At 44.0% G+C, this 19,901-nt stretch carries 6 protein-coding genes; 3 read left to right on the top strand and 3 right to left on the bottom strand.

Annotated elements, in window-relative coordinates; translation table 11 throughout:
• Together FCV43_RS09645 and FCV43_RS09640 are read left to right on the top strand one after the other, a co-directional pair.
• Entirely contained in the window at nucleotides 1-1,518 is a 1,518-nt protein-coding gene (locus FCV43_RS09645) for a GGDEF domain-containing protein (RefSeq protein ID WP_240697147.1), read from the top strand.
• 191 nt (nucleotides 1,519-1,709) lie between these two features.
• Nucleotides 1,710-2,588 carry a glycerol kinase gene (locus FCV43_RS09640; protein ID WP_136995029.1) on the top strand — a complete coding sequence of 293 codons (879 nt, stop codon included), beginning with the start codon at nucleotides 1,710-1,712 and terminating at the stop codon, nucleotides 2,586-2,588.
• 149 nt (nucleotides 2,589-2,737) lie between these two features.
• Here the strand turns inward: FCV43_RS09640 and FCV43_RS09635 are convergent, their stop codons facing one another.
• The 3 genes from FCV43_RS09635 to FCV43_RS09625 all read right to left on the bottom strand — a co-directional run bounded on the left by FCV43_RS09635 (nucleotide 2,738) and on the right by FCV43_RS09625 (nucleotide 18,830).
• Nucleotides 2,738-16,447 (bottom strand): VCBS domain-containing protein, encoded by a 13,710-nt coding sequence (locus tag FCV43_RS09635; protein WP_136995028.1) that lies wholly within the window; start codon nucleotides 16,445-16,447, stop codon nucleotides 2,738-2,740.
• Nucleotides 16,448-16,949: 502 nt separating this feature from the next.
• Nucleotides 16,950-18,176, bottom strand: a complete 1,227-nt coding sequence (gene gltS / locus FCV43_RS09630) for a sodium/glutamate symporter (RefSeq protein WP_136995027.1) — start codon at nucleotides 18,174-18,176, stop codon at nucleotides 16,950-16,952.
• Between the two features lie 297 nt (nucleotides 18,177-18,473).
• Complete coding sequence (locus tag FCV43_RS09625) at nucleotides 18,474-18,830, bottom strand: YibL family ribosome-associated protein (RefSeq protein WP_136995026.1); 357 nt, start codon at nucleotides 18,828-18,830, stop codon at nucleotides 18,474-18,476.
• A 224-nt stretch (nucleotides 18,831-19,054) separates the two neighbouring features.
• On the opposite strand from FCV43_RS09625, the gene FCV43_RS09620 reads away from it, so the two are divergent.
• Entirely contained in the window at nucleotides 19,055-19,822 is a 768-nt protein-coding gene (locus FCV43_RS09620; RefSeq protein ID WP_136995025.1) for a DUF4344 domain-containing metallopeptidase, read from the top strand.
• Nucleotides 19,823-19,901: the final 79 nt, after the last annotated feature.

Genomic DNA, 19,901 nt, shown 5'->3' with positions numbered 1-19,901 from the left:
ATGAAGAAACTCTCTTCCTACATTATTATTTTATATACCATACTAACCTTAGTTCCGATGCTGGTTATCGGAGGGTTTGGGGTAACAAAAGCATTAATTTCTGAACAAAATGAGCAGAGAAACTTATACGAAAAAGTCCTTTCTCAACAGCTCATTAATGCTCAGAAATCACTAAGCCGCTTCGATCTCCCTCTAGCAGAGTTAGTGGTTAACGACCTTTCGCGCCTCGATTACATCACATCCGTAAGATTAGAGTCTGAAATTTATGCGATGACACTAGCAGAAGTCGTCAATGATACCACTCAAGCAACTGATCTAATTGAGTTCTCTTACCCTGTATATGGCGTGAAAGGCAATAGCTTAGGGAGCTTAGTGATCTACAAAGATAACGACGCATTTAGTAACGCTATTTATTACTCCATGCTACCTAAAGTAGTGCTATTCATTTTACTGGTTGCCTCGATCTCTTACCTTTTTAGCCGTCAAATACTCGCTACATTGAAAAAACCATTCAGCGATGTGCAAAATTTCACCTTATTGGTTGCCAATGGCGAATTTGAAACCCCGCCTCCGAAGCACAACCGCTTTGTCGAGATTGATGCTCTTTTTTCATCTTTAGAAACCATGCGTATTCGTCTATTGGGCTCTATGAAACAGCTAAGACGGAGTGAGGAACGCTACTCAAGAACCTACAATTTAACTCAAGTGTGTCTATTTGTTATCAACGTTAAGACGGGGAAAATAGTCAGGGCGAATCGTAAATTCATGCAGATATTTGGGAGTATTAAAGCCATCAATAATGCAGATGATGGCATGCTGCTGGCTCAATTCATCCGCTTACTTATGCTGCGTGAAAACAATAATGGATTCGAGTATTCACTGACTATTGCCAACTCTACGAAGTACTTTCAGGTAAACCACTCTGAACGAATTCAAGATGAAATTGAGTGCTCAGCTCTAGACATTAGTGAGCTTATCGAAGCAAAGCAACTGGCAGAATTACAACTAAAGACAGATGCTCTTACTGGGGTTCCAAATCGAGTTAGCTTTAACGCATTTGTTGAGCAAGTAGAAGATGGGTTCCACGATAGCTTTACACTTATGATGCTTGATTTAAATGGTTTTAAAGCCATCAACGATACTTATGGTCACCTCGCGGGAGATGCTCTTCTAAAAACGATCGCCTTGCGTTTAGCGGCCGATGTTGCGTCATTAGGTTCCGTCTACCGATTAGGTGGTGATGAGTTCATCGTTTGTCTCACCAAGCTTCACTCAGAAGAACGCCTTCAAGAGATCGCAAACTCATTAGTAAAATCTATTGAGGGCGTGATCCACCATAAAGGACACCTACTCTCCCTCTCTGCTAGTGTGGGCATTAGCCACTATCATGCCTCTAATGGCGTCGCGATTAGCGATATTTTACACGATGCAGATATCGCCATGTACTATGCAAAAACACATAAATTGCCTCCTGTTTTCGCCCATGACTTAGCGATCTCTTCCGCTCAAAAAGCTTAGCTTATCGGCTGTTGGTCCTAGATTCTAAATTTTAGGGTTTAGGGTTTAGGGTTTAAAAACTTTAGCTTTGATTTTGAGTCGTTTTGATTATGAATAGCGTAGGTTCCAATAAGCTTTGGTCTCTATGTCCAAAATACTCATGATTGCGGAATGCTGATATGATAAAGACGTCTTAACCTTGGAGCCTCTATATGTCTGAAAAAATCTCAACTTCTGCGCTTGCTAGACTGCGAGATATCGAACCCAAGCAACTATTTTCTGACTTAAAAAAAGCAGGCTATATTGTACGGGTAGAAGATAAGTGGATCCTTACTGAACAAGGCGAAAAGTTCGGCGGAGAGTTTCTTGATCACCCCAAATTTGGGCCTTTTATCATCTGGCCTAGCAACCTCCTCATTGATATGGGCGCCACTACTGGTCAACTTCAAAGTGCCACCCAACTTGGCGAGCGATTTAAACTCAATGCAAAAAAAATTAACCAACTTTTAAGTGAATTAGGCTGGATTAAAAAAACAGATCAAGGTTGGGAAATCACAAGTTCCGGATTTCGAGTGGGTGGGGAGCAAAGAGAAGATAAAGCATCTGAAAGCCTATTTGCTTTATGGCACGATTCCATTTTACGTAACAAGCGACTAAAGCAGTCTGTTATTGAGTTCCTTGGACAAGATGCCGAAACTCACACGACGGATAAATCAATATCCAGTTTTAGACAGAAGTTTGAAGCCAAACACCGTACTCTTGATGGGCACTATGTTCGCTCTACCGACGAGCTAATTATTGATAACTGGCTGTATATGGCTGGTGTTGTCCATGCCTATGAGAGACAACTTCCAATCAATGAAGATGTCATCAGTGATTTTTATATTCCTGCTGGAAAAGTCTATTTGCAGTACTGGGGCTCAGAAACAAGTACAGGCAGTAGTGATGCTCGCGAACAGAAAAAAGCAGCCACTCTGGCGATATACCAAAAACACAGCTTTAATTTGATTGAGCTCTCTGCTGACGATATCCCAAATCTAGATACGGTACTTCCACCAGCATTGCGCAAATTTGGAATCAAGGCTTACTAAGGTTTATATCAAAAAGAGGGCTTACAATAGATCTCCGCAGAAATAATACCCCACGACCATGTTCTCGCTACTTATGTTCTCACCACGAAAGCGTCATCACTCAGCATAATCCATACGCCTTGCTGAGTGATTCAGCTACATCTTATAACTTACCCATCCACTTTCAGAATATGCAGGTCATCTTGCATAATACTCAGTAAATCGGCGGAGGAAATATCTGCGATATCCGGAACGTTATTAGGGTTCAATTGCTCCCAACCGACTCCATCCAACACAATATCAGTCTGCCCACCCTGATTATCTAATACTGAAATGACGGTACTCACCTCATCATCGAGCAAGGAAATATCGTCATTGACCGTAATTTCAATGCGTGAAAGTAGGTCATCAACCGATGGTGATGGCGGCAATAAATCAGAGATGTCGACAACGTCATGGTCAATAGAGAAATCACTCACGGTGTCAACAGATGGCATAGCAATGGTTCCTGAATGCTGCTCATCAAAGACAAAGCTATCATGCCCTGCACCACCAGACAGAATATCATCAGCGATAGTGCCATGAAGCTCATCGTCACCTTCATGCCCTTTCGTATCGGATAAGTTCAACTGGTTAGATTCAACCAATTTACTCACTCTCTCGGCGCCCGATAGCAAACTCGCGTCTTCACCATATAACGAGTCTAGATCAACGCCCTGCAAAGTAATCGTCTGTAATGGCTCACCGAGTTCATTGTTAATCGTAATCAGAGCTTCGTTATCCACCTCTGTTATCTCAATTCTCTCCGCAAGCTCAGCGGAACTCCAAACATCATCAATATTCACAACGTCATGCAAATCAATCGTATCAATATTGATGTCGAAGTCTTTGACGATATCATTGCCAGGTAAAGCCACACTGCCCATAGAGCTACTTAACCATTTAAAGGTATCCGCTTGGCCAGCATCACTCCCATCTTGCGGCCCGCCCCAAAGCAACTCATTATTTGTAGACCCCGTTAAAATATCGTCACCGACAACACCTTGCTGAATATGATTACCCAACACATTAATCGTTATCACCTGTTCAACACTATTCACACCATCTGATATCTCGACAGTGAAAGTATCTTGAGCCGTGTCTCCAGCAGCAATATTTGAGGTGCTTCCCGCCGTGATGTCATATATCCAATCACCTGTCGCGGTATTGAAAGAGAGAGAGCCATAGGTACCAATCGCACTGGAGGTTAAAGACCAACTCAAATCCGTAGACGGTGAATCAATGTCCGTTGCCGTCACCTGCCCTGATATTTGATCGATATAATCTTCAAGCACATCTCCTGTGCTTGAACCTGCGATCACAGGTTTATCGTTATCACCAACCAATGTGACGCTAACTATCTGTGGTGTACTTGCCCCGCCTTCATCGATCACATGGACTGTGAACGTTTCGGTAATAGGGGTAGTAGACAGCGCTTGAGAGAGCACCGCATCGAGTGTGTAAGTCCAAACACCTGTACTGCTGTTGATAGCAAAAAAACCATAACTGGATTGCCCAGATGTGAATGCGTAACTGACATCTTGATTTTCAGGATCTTGACCAAGGATAGAGCCTGTAGCCAGCGTCTGAACCTCTTCAGTAACACTGCCTAAAGTCACGCTTGTATCTGCGATAGTTGGCTTATCATTGGTTCCTACGACATCCACAGTCACCACCTGTGAAGTCATTCCACCGTTTCCATCATCAACATGGATGGTAAACGTATCCTGAACCGTTTCATCGACTAACAAGTTGGCTTTCGCTGGATCTATAGTATAAGTCCAATCACCCGTCACACGATCAATATGCAGGTCGCCGTAACTGCCCTCTTTGTCTTGTGAGTCATCGTCAAATTTAAACGCATGCACATCAGAAGTGTCTTTATCTAAGATTACTAAAGAGCCACTATCTACAGATACGCCTTCTTCTTCAACTCGTCCACTCACCTCGCTATTTGCAAGTTCCACTGAAGGTAAATCATTGGTTCCGTTGACCTCAAACTCGACAAGTTGAGTGTCAGATAAACCATGTTCATCGGTGACTTTTACCATATATTGAAGGGTGATTGATTCGCCAACAGCGAGCTCTTGGAACTCATCAAGTGTATTATTGAAATCGAAATCCCACGCCCCTGTTGTTGAATTCACTACTAACGTGCCGCGAGAATCTCCGCTAACCACTTGCCAATTGTGAGTGTCGGTTAAATCTGGATCGCCACTATCGAAGACTCCAGACAGCGAGGTTAAGGTATCTTCACTCATTTGCTGTGTGGCAATCGCGACGATATCTGGCGCGTCATTAGTACCGTTGATCGTCACAACGATATCCATTGGAACGGATTCACCCCTGTGGTTATCTTTAGCGATGATCTGCACTGTATCTGTCGTTGACTCTCCTTGAGCCAAGCGAATAACCGCAGGGTTCGTTTCGTCAATTTCATAGGTCCAATGACCATTCGCATCAATACTGATAGCCCCGAGTGTGCCATCGGTTTTTACATGGTAGGTGGTGCTATCACCCACATCGACATCACTTGCCGCTAACTTGCCCGTTGCAGTACTGCCATCAACCGCAGAAACCGCCCCTGAATCGTCACCAGAAAGAGTAGGCAGATCATTACTTCCCTCTATGTGGACTGTCACAGTACGTGTGACCGATGCACCCGAATCATCTTTTGCTGTCACTATAAAGGTTTCACTTGCCGACTCACCTTCGGCTAATGCTTGAACATGAGCGGCTGAGTTATAAATGCTATAGCTCCACTCTCCATCTTCATCAATGGTGAACTCGCCATAAGTCCCTTTTAGCGATGTGCCATCAGCAATGGTTTTTGGTACAAATTTAACCGTATCACCGGAGTCAACATCATCCGCGGTTAAGTTACGAGTGACACTGACAACGTTATCTTCACTGAGAACGGCACTATCAACCCCCGCGATGGTTGGCGCTTCATTGGTTCCGTGGATCGTGACAATGATGTCTTGCGTATCAAATGTCGATGGGTCACCCAAATTAGAAGCACTATCCGTCAACTGAACGTTGAAGGTTTCTGTTAATGTGTCTGCTGGCGTTCTACCGTTAAGAGCAATAACCGTAGGGTTAGTTTCATCAACATCATAGGTCCACTTACCATTTGCCCCCAACGAGAACACACCATAAGTGCCTGCAATACTGTTATCAATCCATGTATGTGTATCGGTATTGTCCACATCTCCCGTGGTTAACTGACCTGAAATTGTGCCACTGTTGTCGGCATCAACTGAGCCTGTAATTTTACCGCCAATGCTCGGAATATCATTAGTCCCTGTAACATCAACCACAATCTCTAATAATTCAGGATCTCCATGCTCATCAACTACGGTTTTTCCATTTTCATCCACCACGTAAACTGCGAAAACATCTTGTACAGAATCACCATCTTGTAGCCCTTGAACCGCAGCACTATTATTATCAAGAGTGAAGACCCAGTGACCATTCGCATCAACAGTCAAATCACCGTATTTACCTGCACCATCCACCAGAGTCCATGTTGGATTCGCCCCTAGGCCTGAATCTGCGGGAAGCTGTAATGCTCCCTCTTGTGTGATAGTCCCATCGGCTGCTCCATCTTGATCATCAATATCCTCTTGAGCATTCAGCCGCAAAATCTCGACATCACCTAAAGAGATATCCTCAGCGGAACCAACCACTTTAATTTGGATCTCTCTCGTATCAATCAATCCATCAGAGTCGACGACTTTTATGGTGAAGCTATCGTACTGAATTTCCCCCGCATCCAATCCATTGACCACTGAATCATTATCTAACTGATATTCCCACTCGCCCGTCACGCTGTTCAAAGTTAACGAACCATAGGTGCCTACAACATTTGTTTCAATGCTCCAAGTATGTGAATCACCAAAGTCAGGATCATCAATACCCAGCACACCACTGATGTTGGTCGTTATATCTTCTATGGTTTCACCGACAACAACGAGATCATCTTGTGTAGCTGGAGTATCTGTCGCAAAAGTGATTTCAGGTTTGTCATCAGTACCATTAATCGCAATATTTACAGTGTAAAAACCACTTCCCGTATTAATGCGCCAGGTTTCATTGATCACTTGTCCCGTCTTAAGTCCTTGAACTAAATCCGAGTTGTTAGCCAGTTGGTATTCCCATTCGCCAGTTGTGGTATTTTTAACTAAGGAGCCGAATGAACCGCCATCGACCGGTTCCGCTGTTCCTGCAATGTTCAATGGCAAACCACCAGGATCAGTCAATGCGGTTTGTACTAGTGTCCCATCTTCGGTCACTTCTGCTTTTAAGATCTCAATCGGTGTACCGCCAGAGCCGGAACCACTATCATTGTCCCAACCGTGAACCTCAATAGTGATGGTGTGATTCGCTGATTTCCCGCCATCATTATCGGTTCCAGATACGTAAAATGTTTCTGTTGCCACTTCTCCTGGGTTCAATGCTTGTGTATCAGGATCGTTGTTATCCAACACATACAGCCATTCACCATTATTACCCAGTGTTAACGTACCAAATTTACCTACACCAAAAGTTGCACCGCCATCTGCACTCGCATCCTCAATCGCCCAACTGACTAATGAACTGTTATTATCCACGTCTGTAGAGACCAACTGCCCCGAAGCTTGTAGCAACGAGTTATCCGCAAGATCGGCACTGTCTTCAACCACAGAACCAAAAGAGGCTCCGCTAATCAACGGAATGTCATTGGTTCCCTTTATTGTGATCTCTATGTCTTGTGTGACGACACCACCGAAGTCATCCGTCGCGACGACATTAAAGGTTTCGGTTTTACTTTCACCTTCCGCGAGCGATTCGATCAATGCGGCATTTGGAGTAAATTTCCAATGACCATCAGCGTCAATACTGAAAGTACCGTAATTCCCTTGATAAGGCGCACTCTCTGGCACAGGTGTAAATTGGGGAGTATCTAAATTATCAATATCGTCTAAATCAAGTTTGCCGGACAGGTGATCCGGAGTTTGATTTTCGGTGAAGGTATCGCTGACATTGCCAGAAATCGTAGGTAAGTCATTGCTGCCTTGGATGGTCACCGTGACGGTTTTTGTCGAAGTCGCACCGTGTTCATCTTTAACCGTTACGTTAAACGTCTCAGTAAGGTGCTGATTAGGATTCAGATTTTGCACCGCATCTGTGTCTTTATTTAAAAGATACGTCCACTCACCAGTAGAAGACATGATGAAGTTACCGTGATCGCCAACCAAGCTTGAAGGTGACCATATATGGCTATGATCATCAGCATCAGGGTCGCCATCTTGGAGTTGACCGCTAATCGTTGAGGCATCTTCACTAATGGTTTTACTAAGCGCACCTTTAATATTTGGTGCATCGTTAGCCCCGTCAATATCGATCACGACTGTCTTAACGGAAGTTTCACCAAACTTATCGGTCACGCGGATTTGAATCGAATCATGCAGCTCACCCACATCACCTTGGTCCAATCGGTTCACTGCATTATTGCCGTTATCTAAGCTGTATGACCAAGTGCCATTAAAGTTGAGCGTCAGGGTGCCATACTGCCCCGTTGAACCAATAATTTTCCAATCGAGCACATCGTCTCTGTCAGGATCACCAGAATCGAACGTCCCTGAAATCAGATTAGGTACGGAATCTTCAACAATGCTATAGCTCGCATCCAGATTAATATCAGGGGTTGTATTTGTTCCTGCGACATCTATGTTAACGGTGATTAAGGTCTTTGCGCCATCAAGATCGGTTACTTCAACTTGGAAGCTATCGGTTTCATTAATTCCAGGCGGGATCTCTCGCGTCGCGTATCGGTCGCTATCTAAATGATAGGTCCACAGACCACTTGAATCGACTTCTAACGTTCCGTATGTGCCATTAGCAACGCCATTAACATCTTCCGATACCACTTTCCACGTATGTGTATCGTTAACATCAATGTCGCTTACTACCAACTGACCTGAAGCCACTTCTTTACTACCTGAATCTTCAATCACACTGCCAGAAGTCGTGCCCGTTAGCGTTGGTTTATCGTTCGAACCATGAATCGTAACGGTGATGGTTTCTTGATTCGAGGTACTGTTTGAGGTGCCGCTGTCATCTTTGACCGTGACATAAAACGTTTCGGTCAACGACTCGGTCGACAAAAGCTCTTGAACCGAAGAGTTAGTATTATCCAGTACATAAGTCCATTTACCATCATCGTCAATCGAAATCGAACCATAATGACCTTTGCCCGTTTTAAGTGACCAAGAGTGATCATCGGTGGTGTCAACGTCCCCATGATTCAATGTGCCCGATGTTGTGATATCGGCATTAATATCATTCGCAGGGAAGTCATCTTCTGTCACTGCATTGGCGAAGGTTCCTGAAATGACGGGTTGATCATTCGTACCCACAATGTCTAGAGTCACTTCCTGTGTGTCGACTTGATTGTGTTTATCAATCACTTGAATCGTGAACGTTTCTTGTACCCTTTCGCCTTCCGCTAAAGCTTGAGTGTTTGTGCCTTGCAGCAGAGTACTTTCGAGATCATAAGTCCACTGTCCATTTTGGTCGATAGTGATCGAACCATAGGTGCCTTCCTGACCACCCACAATCGACCACACGTGGGTTTCATTTTCATCAGGATCGCCTGAGAGGAGTTGGCCTGTCGCTTGAGTGGTCACATCTTCGGTTAATAACCCATTCGAGACACCATTAATGTCAGGTTTATCGTTATGCCCAATAACTTCGACATTAACTTCGTGGAAATCTCGCCCGCCTCTACCATCAGTCACTCTAATTCTAAAGGCTTGCTCTTGATAAGTGACTCCCTCTTCCATGAAGTTCGATTTTGCAGGGTCTAAGGTGTACGTCCATGTTCCATTATTATCAATGGAAATCGAGCCATACAGACCTTGAGTACCGCCAACCACTCTCCACTGGTGATTATCAGAAGTGGGGTAAACATCGACATCACTGACATCAAGATCGCCTTGAGCCGTAAAAACACGATCCTCAATCACTAGACCTGTATCGTTATGCGCCCCATCAATCACTGGCGCATCGTTGGTGCCTTTCACTTTAACGGTGATAACTTGTGTATCAATACCACCATTATCATCATCGACTTGAACGGTGAATTTTTCTTTATAGACTCTGTTTTTCTGTAGCTCTTGAGCTTTATCATTATCAATAACATAAGTCCAAGAACCACTATCAGGATCGATACTAAACGTACCATATCGACCAGCACCATCCTCGTTTGCAGCTAAACCCCAGACATGATCATCGGTAAGATCCGCATCGCCTGTATTTAAATCACCAGAAATCGAACCTGAATTTTGGTCTTCTTTGATTAGTAAACTGGTATCCCCCGAAATATTGGGGGCATCATTGGTGCCGTTAATTGTAATTACAATCTGAGTAGAATCTTGTCCGGAATGGCCGTCATCAACCAACACATCAAATGTTTCTTTGCGAGTCTCGTTCGCCGCGAGGAAATCAACTTTGGTGTCATCTAATGTATATTCCCAAAGCCCGGAAGCCGTGAGCGTGATGGTTCCATATAAACCTTGATAGCTAGCAGGGGAAGCATTAGTGGCAGGGCTACCTTCAAGGTTCCAAGTATGTCCATCAAGCACATCATCATCTGAAACCAACAACTGACCTGAAGCTTGATTGTCGCTTGCGATATCCTCGGTCACAGAGCCGGTATCAGGCCCTGAGATTTCGGGCAGATCATTAGTTCCTTTGATGCTGATTACAATATTTTCCTGGCGAGTTCCGCCTAGACCGTCATCCACCTCAACCGCAAAGGTTTCAGTACGCGTTTCACCTTCGGCTAATTTTTGTGCGGCAACGTTATCTAAGGTATAGGTCCACACACCAGCGGTTGTAATCGAGATTTCTCCAAATTCACTATCGGTGAGACCGACCATGCGCCACGTATGAGTTGCGCCATCATCAACATCTTGTGCTATTAGAGTGCCAGTTGCCGAGTAGATGTTATCTTCTTGCTCGGTTTCAGCAAGGGAACCCACAACGGCATGTGGTGCATCATTCTGGCCTGTAACTGTTATCGTTACGGTTTGGATCTCACTCGCGGTACCACTATTGTCGGTGGCGGTATAAGTGAAGGTGACCGTCTCTTGAACACCAACTTTGAGGTGATCAAAAGCATTCTGCGGATCAAAATCAAAACTACCATTCGCATTAAAGTCTAAATGCCCTTTGCCAACACTAGACACCAATTGATAATTGGCGATCGTGCCATCAACATCAAAAGCATCAGTTACTTGAGATGATAATATTAGATTCTCTGTTGTGCTTTCTGTTGAATCATAAGCCACGGGACCGTCATTGGTGCCTTCAATCGTGACCTTAACAATTTGAGTCGTTCCATCCACGGCAGTCACTGTGAATTCACTAACAAGAGGTGCGCTTGTGGTATTCAGGTTGTCATAAGCGCTGTGAGCATCAAAAGTCCAGTGGCCAGACGTATCGATGCTGAATGTTCCGTATTGCCCTGCATTGGTTTGGGCCTTAAATTCATTGGCATTATCAACATCAAGGTTGGTCAAATCGCCACTAGTCGAAAGTGCAGCGTCGGTTTCTTGTAAAACTTTAACCAAATCACCGTCGATCACAGCCGCATCGTTAGAACCATTGACTGTAATCGTTAACGTTTCAGTATCCGTTCCACCTTTACCATCACTGATCACATATTGAATTTGAACGTCAGCGGTTTGGTTATCGTTGAGGTAATCAAACTGACCATCGGTGAAAAATGTCAGCTTATTATCGATAATTTCAACTCGACCTTTTAGATCGGAACCACTGCCATCAAGTAAAGTAATGGTTGCAGAAGTAATGGTGAGATTTGAGTTATCTACATCGGTATCATTTGAAAGCACATCCACAACAACAGACGGACTATCTTCTCCCAGTGACGAAACATCTGCCGTCGCGACAGGGGCATCATTGGTTCCACTTATGGTTACGGTTATATTCGTTTCGGTTCCGTCCGCTGATTTCACGGTGAAAACATCGACTAAAGGTGCATCATCTACATTTAGGTAATCGAAGGTTTCCTTCGCGACAAAGGTCCACACTCCAGCACTATTGATATTGAAGATGCCATAGTTGCCAGCCTGATTAACAATAGGTTGAATTGTATTATCACCGTCCACATCAACGACATCTAAATCTCCCGATGTTGATAAAACGGCATCGGTTTCAACTAAATCTCGGCTACTGATATTTGAGAATTGAGCATCATCATTCACGCCAGTAATGGTCACTGTGATGGTGTGTTCGGTACCGTCTAGCGATTTGACGGTGAACTGTTCTGATTTTGTCTCACCTTCTCCTAGATACTGTACTTTGTCATTGGCGACGGAGTAATCCCAGTTGCCTAATTCATCAATGGTGATACTGCCAAGTGCGTCAGTGGCAGGTGCGACACTGCTAATATCAAACTTCGCTTCGTCAGTGCCATCAACATCAGTGATCTCCAACTTGCCCGAATCACTGAGCGTTGGGTTGGCGGCATCTTCAATTACGGCACCTGTATCGACACCCGTAATGACTGCGGCATCATTCACGCCCGTAATGGTAACGGTAATAGTATGCTCAGTGCCGTCCAAAGATTCGACAGTGAACTGTTCTGATTTGGTCTCACCTTCGCCAAGATACTGCACTTTGGCATTGGCGACGGAATAGTCCCAGTTGCCAGATTCATTGATAATAAGGCTACCTAATGCACCAACACTGGCCGTCACACTGGTAGTATCAAACTTCGCTTCATCAGTCCCATCGACGTCAGTGATCTCCAGTTTTCCGGAATCACTGAGCATTGGATTAGCGGCATCTTCTGTCACTGCACCTGTATCGATACCTGTAATTTCAGCGGCATCGTTTACGCCCGTGATCGTAACGGTGATGGTGTGATCTGCTCCATCCAACGATTTGACGGTGAACACTTCGGATTTGGTCTCACCTTCTCCGAGATACTGTACTTTGCCATTGGCGACGGTGTAATCCCAATTGCCTAGTTCATCAATGGTGATACTACCAAGAGCGTCAGCGGCAGGTGTGACACTGCTAATATCAAACTTCGCTTCGTCAGCGCCATCGACGTCAGTGATTTCCAACTTACCGGAATCGCTGAGAATTGGGTTGGCGGCATCTTCAATCACCACACCAGTATCTACGCCCGTAATGACAGCCGCATCATTCACGCCGGTAATCGTAACGGTAATGGTGTGATCGGTGCCGTCCAAAGATTCAACGGTGAACACTTCGGATTTGGTCTCACCTTCCCCGAGATATTGCACGGCCGCATTAGCAACAGAGTAACTCCAATCACCCGCTTCCGTTAAAGTGAGCGCACCAAGGGTTCCAGTTGCAGCAACCACGCTATTGGTTTTAAAGCTGGCTTCATCACTGCCATCCATATCAGAAACTCGTAATGAACCATTGTCGCTTAGCATTGGCGAGTTAGTGTCTTCTACGACAGAGCCCAATGCATCGCCAGAGATCTCGGCAGCATCATTTACACCAGTAATAGTCATGGTGATGGTGTGTTCGGTACCATCCAACGATTCGACGGTGAACTGTTCAGATTTAGTCTCACCTTCGCCAAGATACTGCACTTTGGCATTATCGACGGAGTAATCCCAGTTGCCAGATTCATCAACGGTGATATTGCCTAATGCACCCACACTGGCCGTTACGCTAGTGGTATCAAACTTGGCTTCGTCAGTGCCATCAGCATCGGTGATCTCTAGTTTGCCAGAGTCACTGAGCGTTGGATTGGCGGCATCTTCAATTACTGCACCTGTATCGACACCCGTAATGACAGCGGCGTCATTCACGCCCGTGATGGTAACGGTAATGGTGTGTTCGGTGCCGTCTAAAGATTTAACGGTGAACACTTCAGATTTGATCTCACCTTCACCAAGATATTGCACTTTGTCATTAGCGACGGTGTAATCCCAGTTGCCAGACTCATTGAGAATAAGGCTACCTAATGCGCCCGCACTGGCCACCACGCTAGTGGTATCAAACTTCGCTTCGTCAGCGCCATCCACGTCAGTGATCTCCAATTTACCGGAATCACTGAGAATTGGGTTGGCGGCATCTTCAATTACTGCACCAGTATCAACACCTGTAATTTCAGCGGCATCATTCACGCCCGTAATGATCACAGTGATAGTGTGTTCGGTGCCGTCCAACGATTCGACGGTGAACTGTTCTGATTTGGTCTCACCTTCGCCAAGATACTGCACTTTGGTATTATCGACGGAGTAATCCCAGTTGCCTGATTCATCAATGGTGATACTACCAAGTGCGTCAGCGGCAGGTGTTACGCTGCTAATATCAAACTTCGCTTCGTCAGCGCCATCGACGTCAGTGATTTCCAACTTACCGGAATCACTAAGCATTGGATTAGCGGCATCTTCAATCACTGCGCCAGTATCGATACCTGTAATTTCAGCGGCATCGTTTACGCCCGTGATCGTAACGGTGATGGTGTGATCTGTTCCATCCAACGATTTGACGGTGAACACTTCGGATTTGGTCTCACTTTCTCCGAGATACTGTACTTTGTCATTGGCGATGGTGTAATCCCAATTGCCTAGTTCATCAATGGTGATACTACCAAGTGCGTCTGCGGCAGGTGTTACGCTGCTAATATCAAACTTCGCTTCGTCAGCGCCATCGACGTCAGTGATTTCCAACTTACCGGAATCGCTGAGCGTTGGGTTGGCGGCATCTTCCATTACCGTTCCAGTATCAACACCTGTAATTTCAGCAGCATCATTCACGCCAGTAATGGTTACGGTGATGGTGTGTTCTGTGCCGTCCAAAGATTCGACAGTGAACTGTTCTGATTTGGTCTCACCTTCGCCAAGATACTGCACTTTGGCATTGGCGACGGAATAGTCCCAGTTGCCAGATTCATTGATAGTAAGGCTACCTAATGCACCAACACTGGCCGTCACACTGGTAGTATCAAACTTCGCTTCGTCAGCGCCATCCACGTCAGTGATCTCCAGTTTTCCGGAATCACTGAGCATTGGATTAGCAGCATCTTCTGTCACTCCACCTGTATCGATACCTGTGATGGCTGCGGCGTCATTCACGCCTGTAATAGTCACGGTAATGGTGTGTTCGGTACCGTCTAAAGATTTGACGGTGAACAGTTCAGATTTGGTTTCACCTTCTCCGAGATACTGTACTTTGCCATTGGCGACGGTGTAATCCCAATTGCCTAGTTCATCAATGGTGATACTACCAAGAGCGTCAGCGGCAGGTGTTACGCTGCTAATATCAAACTTCGCTTCGTCAGCGCCATCGACGTCAGTGATTTCCAGTTTTCCGGAGTCACTAAGAATTGGATTGGCAGCATCTTCAATTACTACACCAGTATCTACGCCCGTAATGACAGCCGCATCATTCACGCCAGTAATGGTTACGGTGATGGTGTGTTCGGTGCCGTCTAAAGATTCGACGGTGAACACTTCGGATTTGGTCTCACCTTCACCGAGATACTGCACGGCAGCATTAGCAACAGAGTAACTCCAATCGCCCGCTTCCGTTAAAGTGAGCGCACCAAGGGTTCCAGTTGCAGCAACCACGCTATTAGTTTTAAAGCTGGCTTCATCATCTCCATCGAGATCAGAAATGCGTAAAGAACCACTGTCTTGCAGAAGCGGTAACGATGTATCCTCCGTTACCGCACCAGAATCATCCCCAGAAATAGAAGCCGGATCATTTAGGCCTTGAACCGTGATCGTCACTGTTTTTGTTTCACTCACACCGCCCTCATTATCCATAGCGGTATAAGTAAACGTTAGCTGACTACTTTCACCAGCCGCAAGAAAATCAAAATCAGTACCGGGATCGAAAGAATAAGAACCATCTAAGTTAAAGGTAAGCTGGCCTTGGGTTACATCATCAACGACTTGGTATGAACTAATCGTCCCATCAACATCAGTTGCATCAGGCACTTGTGCTGTAAGAATTTGGTTTTCATCTGTTGTTTGAGAAGAATCAGAGGCAACTGGGAGATCATTAATTGGGTTGATACGAAACTGAACTTCACCCTGCTGGATAGAGTTATCTTCCCCTTGATTATCATCGACAGAGTAACCAAAGGCACCAGCGTCATCACCCGGAACATAATCATCTGGAGCGTCGTATTGAAGGCTATCAAATTCTGCAAGAGTCAGCTCTTGGCCGATAGAAATCGGGGTTCCGTCGGCAAGGGTTATTTGCCCTAAATTGGGTAACTCAGTCACGGTTATAGTTAATACATCACCATCTGAATCGGCTGGTAGGGTGAGGTTTAACGCGCTGTCTTGTGACTCCTCATCAAAAGATCTGATTTCCGTTGCCGCGAAAGGCGTCGCATTAACGAGTAAATCAAGGAGTGCCAGACTCTGAGTTTCTGAAAGCGCGACTTCTGAATTCGCGGTTGTTTCAAAAAACGTTTCGGCAAGCGTCTCTAGTAACGTAGCTTCAATTGATGCAGCCAAAGTTACACTGGAACTCAAACCTGCACCCGCTGCTGCCGCTTGTTCTTCATTTAATGTAGGGTCAATACCATCTTCAATATCTTGTAGGATTTGGGCGATATCATCCCCAAGTGGAAGCGGTTGAATATCATTATCTTCCCCTACAATTTCGACATTTAACGAAGAATTATTATCCGGAGTAGTCGTTGTGCCAACAATTACATCACCAGGGCTTGGGGACACACCATCTGCGAGAATCAATAATTTGCCTTTTTTGTCTATAACGAGTGTATTCGAGACACTTTCCAGCATTGAAAGTAATTGAATTCCCATATGTCCCCTTAAACGCCTCTGGTGCGTAATTTTATAAAACTAGCTAGTATAACCTTCTTATATAACAATTTTATCATTAAATAAAATCATAAAATTTTCACTCTGTACAAACACAAAGGTATGGAGCAAACAGACAGAGCTACTAGCATAATTTCTTTTGTCTTAATTAATCATAGCAAAAATCAAACCACTCAAATCAGAAGTGCAATCACAAGCATATCAAGATCAGCAAGGCACTGAATTTAAAATTAAAATTATTTACAAGAGCGGAGACGGGAAGTTCAACGGTTAATGGTAGCTTCTGATTAGAAGCCTTTCTCTGGATTCATGCCACTATTTACCTTCCACTTTCGCAACAGGATTTTTGAGTGTTACAAACCAAGAATCTTAGTTCTTCCTAGCCCTACCTCATTAATACCGGCCTATAAAAAAAGCTCTGCTAAATCAGCAGAGCTTTTATGTTTAGTATCCTAGCCGTTTTAATCAAAGGCTAATTTACCGCTTATCCTATAAACGAAATGTAACCTTGAAGAATGATCAGGTTTACGATATCAATAAAGAATGCACCGACAATAGGCACCACCATAAATGCTTGTGGTGATGGACCAAAGCGATTAACCAATGAGCCCATATTCATTACAGCCGTTGGAGTGGCACCTAGACCAAAACCACAATGCCCACCAGCCATAACCGCCGCATCATAATTTGAACCCATGACTTTGAATGTCACGAAATAAGCGAAAATACCTAGAATCACCGCTTGAACAGCTAAGATCATTAAGAATGGAATCGCTAAATCGAAGATGTTCCACAATTTAAGGCTCATTAATGCCATAGCAAGGAATAAAGACAAAGAAACAGTACCGAGAATATCCACCGTTTCGGTATCAATCTTATGAGCTTTAGTCACTTCCATCACGTTGGTAATAAACACACCGATAAACAGTGCATATACAAAGTCAGGGATCATTAACCACTTGATCTCAAAGGTACTTACCCATTGTTCAAGGTACTTAGCACCCGTCACACAAATAAGAAGAATAAACAGCACTTCAATCACTTTCTTTGCGGTGACTTTATCTTCTTCATATTCGTTATAGGTAACTAACTCAGGGAAGCGCTCATGTGTGTGAGTTCCAGTACCGTAGTCTGATTCAAAGTTATTTTTATCGATCAACTTCTGCGCGACTGGGCTGCCAATAATACCGCCAATAATCAAACCAAAGGTCGCGGAAGCCATCGCTATTTCTAAGGTGTTAGACAAACCGTAATTTTCAGCAAACGTTTGTGACCATGCGGCTCCCGTACCGTGACCACCAGATAGGGTGATGGATCCAGCAATCAACCCCATTAAAGGATCGAGCCCTAAAGCGGTTGCCAATGACACCCCGACACCGTTTTGAATAATGATGTATACCGATGCAATGCCTAAGAAGATAAAGACCTTCGCACCACCTTTCATTAACTGAGTATAGTTAGCGGCAAGCCCTACAGTGCTGAAAAACATCAACATGAAGGTATTTTGTAATGGTAGAGAAAATTCAAGATCTAAGCCATTGAAGTGCAGCATAGTGATAATAATGGCGACAATTAGCCCACCAACAATTGGTTCTGGAATGTTGTATTTCTTTAACGTAGGAAGCTTAGTATTAACAAAGTGGCCAAGAAATAGCACGCTGATGGCAATAAGAAAAGACTCTAATGGCCCTACTGAAATTAATTGATTCATATAACCTCTTATATTTGCTCAATCATCATCCTTAATGAGAGTTGTTGTAATAGTTAAGTACCTTGGCTGGTATGTGTCCTCAGTTTGGTGTGGTCACTTCAATCGAAATGAATAAAAATCACACCACAGTACAAAGTTAATTGCGTACAATGTTACGCGCACGTTAGGTATGTATCAGCGATAGCCTGTTTATGATCTCCCTCATAACGCCTTGGCTACGCCTATATGCTTGTTTACTTAGAAGTAAAAAAGCAAAAAAGGAGCTATTAAGCTCCTTTTTTCGCACAATCTAAAGAATTAAAATGCTTTAGGTGCAAATCCTGTCATTTCTTCTAAACGTAACTCTTTGCCTAATTTGGTCATTGGGTGGACAATAACTAGGTCTTTCACTGATTTTTTCAATTTACCAATATCAGCTTGCTCTGCTTTAGTAATTGCACGCTTGAAAGGCATATCAACTAAACTTTTACGCTCTTGGTTCACGTCATAGCTCTGCTTATGCTTAAGCTGTGCAACTTTTTTAGTTAACTTTTTAATCTCTTCTTCAAACTGACGGACCACTGGGCGATCTTGACGAGTTTTAGCGGCAGCCATTTTATGACGGCACTTATCTAGACGATTGTTAATTTCTTGAAGTTCGTTTTTAACACTCATAAAAATACCCTAAGTTATGCTCCAAATCGGATCGGGCGCGGATTATAGCACATCGTCTTCATCTGCCGAAATTTATCTTCACCTCAGCTTTAAACGAAACATTTCTCCAAAATCAATACCGTTAATGATGTTGTTTATAAAACGATACTCACCATCCCGCCATTTGTTTAAATGATAATAATGCGGTATAGCTATAACATTGAAAATAAAAGGGACTGATTTTGATGAAACGATTATTTAGCACGATCACTTACTCTTGTTTGTGCATTTCTCCTGCCCTCGCAGCCAAACCAAATATGATCATTCAATTTTCGGCTCCTGACAACTCTGCAGAGCAGGTAGCGAAACAGCAAATAGAAGCTAGTGGCATCAATCAAACGGTAATAGAGCTGTCCAATCAATCCTTCCCTTTTAATAAGACATTAACCATTCAATATGGTGGTACTGAAGGGCCATTATATGATCCTGATAAACATACTATTTATATCCCTTACCGCTTTTATCAAGAATCTTTATCTTACTTTCAAAAAAATAAGTATGAGGAAAAATTTCAGAAATCTGCGCAACTGGGGGCAATAGACACTCTACTGCACACTTTATTGCATGAGGCCGGGCATGCGTTTATTGCTGATCAAGATATTGCGATACTAGGAAAAGAGGAAGATGCGGTCGATAACTTCGCGACTATCCTGATGCTTAACTTTGTAGATCAAGGAGATGATGCAGCAATCAGTGCCGCTGATATGTTCGCTTTCGAATCTGACGACAGGCCTGACTATTATGATTTCGGTGAGTATATCGATGAACATAGTTTCGATTTACAGCGCTATTTTTCTACCTTATGTCTTGTATACGGGAGTGATCCTGAAAAACATCAAGCACTGCTCAATGAAGTAGAAAATGATTACCTGACCGATCGTAAAGACTTTTGCACCTTCAACTATGATCAGATCAATGACAACTGGCATCGCTATTTCCTACCGTCAAACTGATCTCCTATTAAACTACGATACAGTGACCCGTATCACTGTATCGAATGTCACACACGCTTCTTATCTCTTGAAATCAGCC

The organism is Vibrio genomosp. F6 (assembly GCF_005146325.1).
GTDB classification, from domain to species: domain Bacteria; phylum Pseudomonadota; class Gammaproteobacteria; order Enterobacterales; family Vibrionaceae; genus Vibrio; species Vibrio cortegadensis.
Note: the sequence above shows the minus strand (reverse complement) of the source record. Positions and strands in the feature narration are given on the sequence as shown.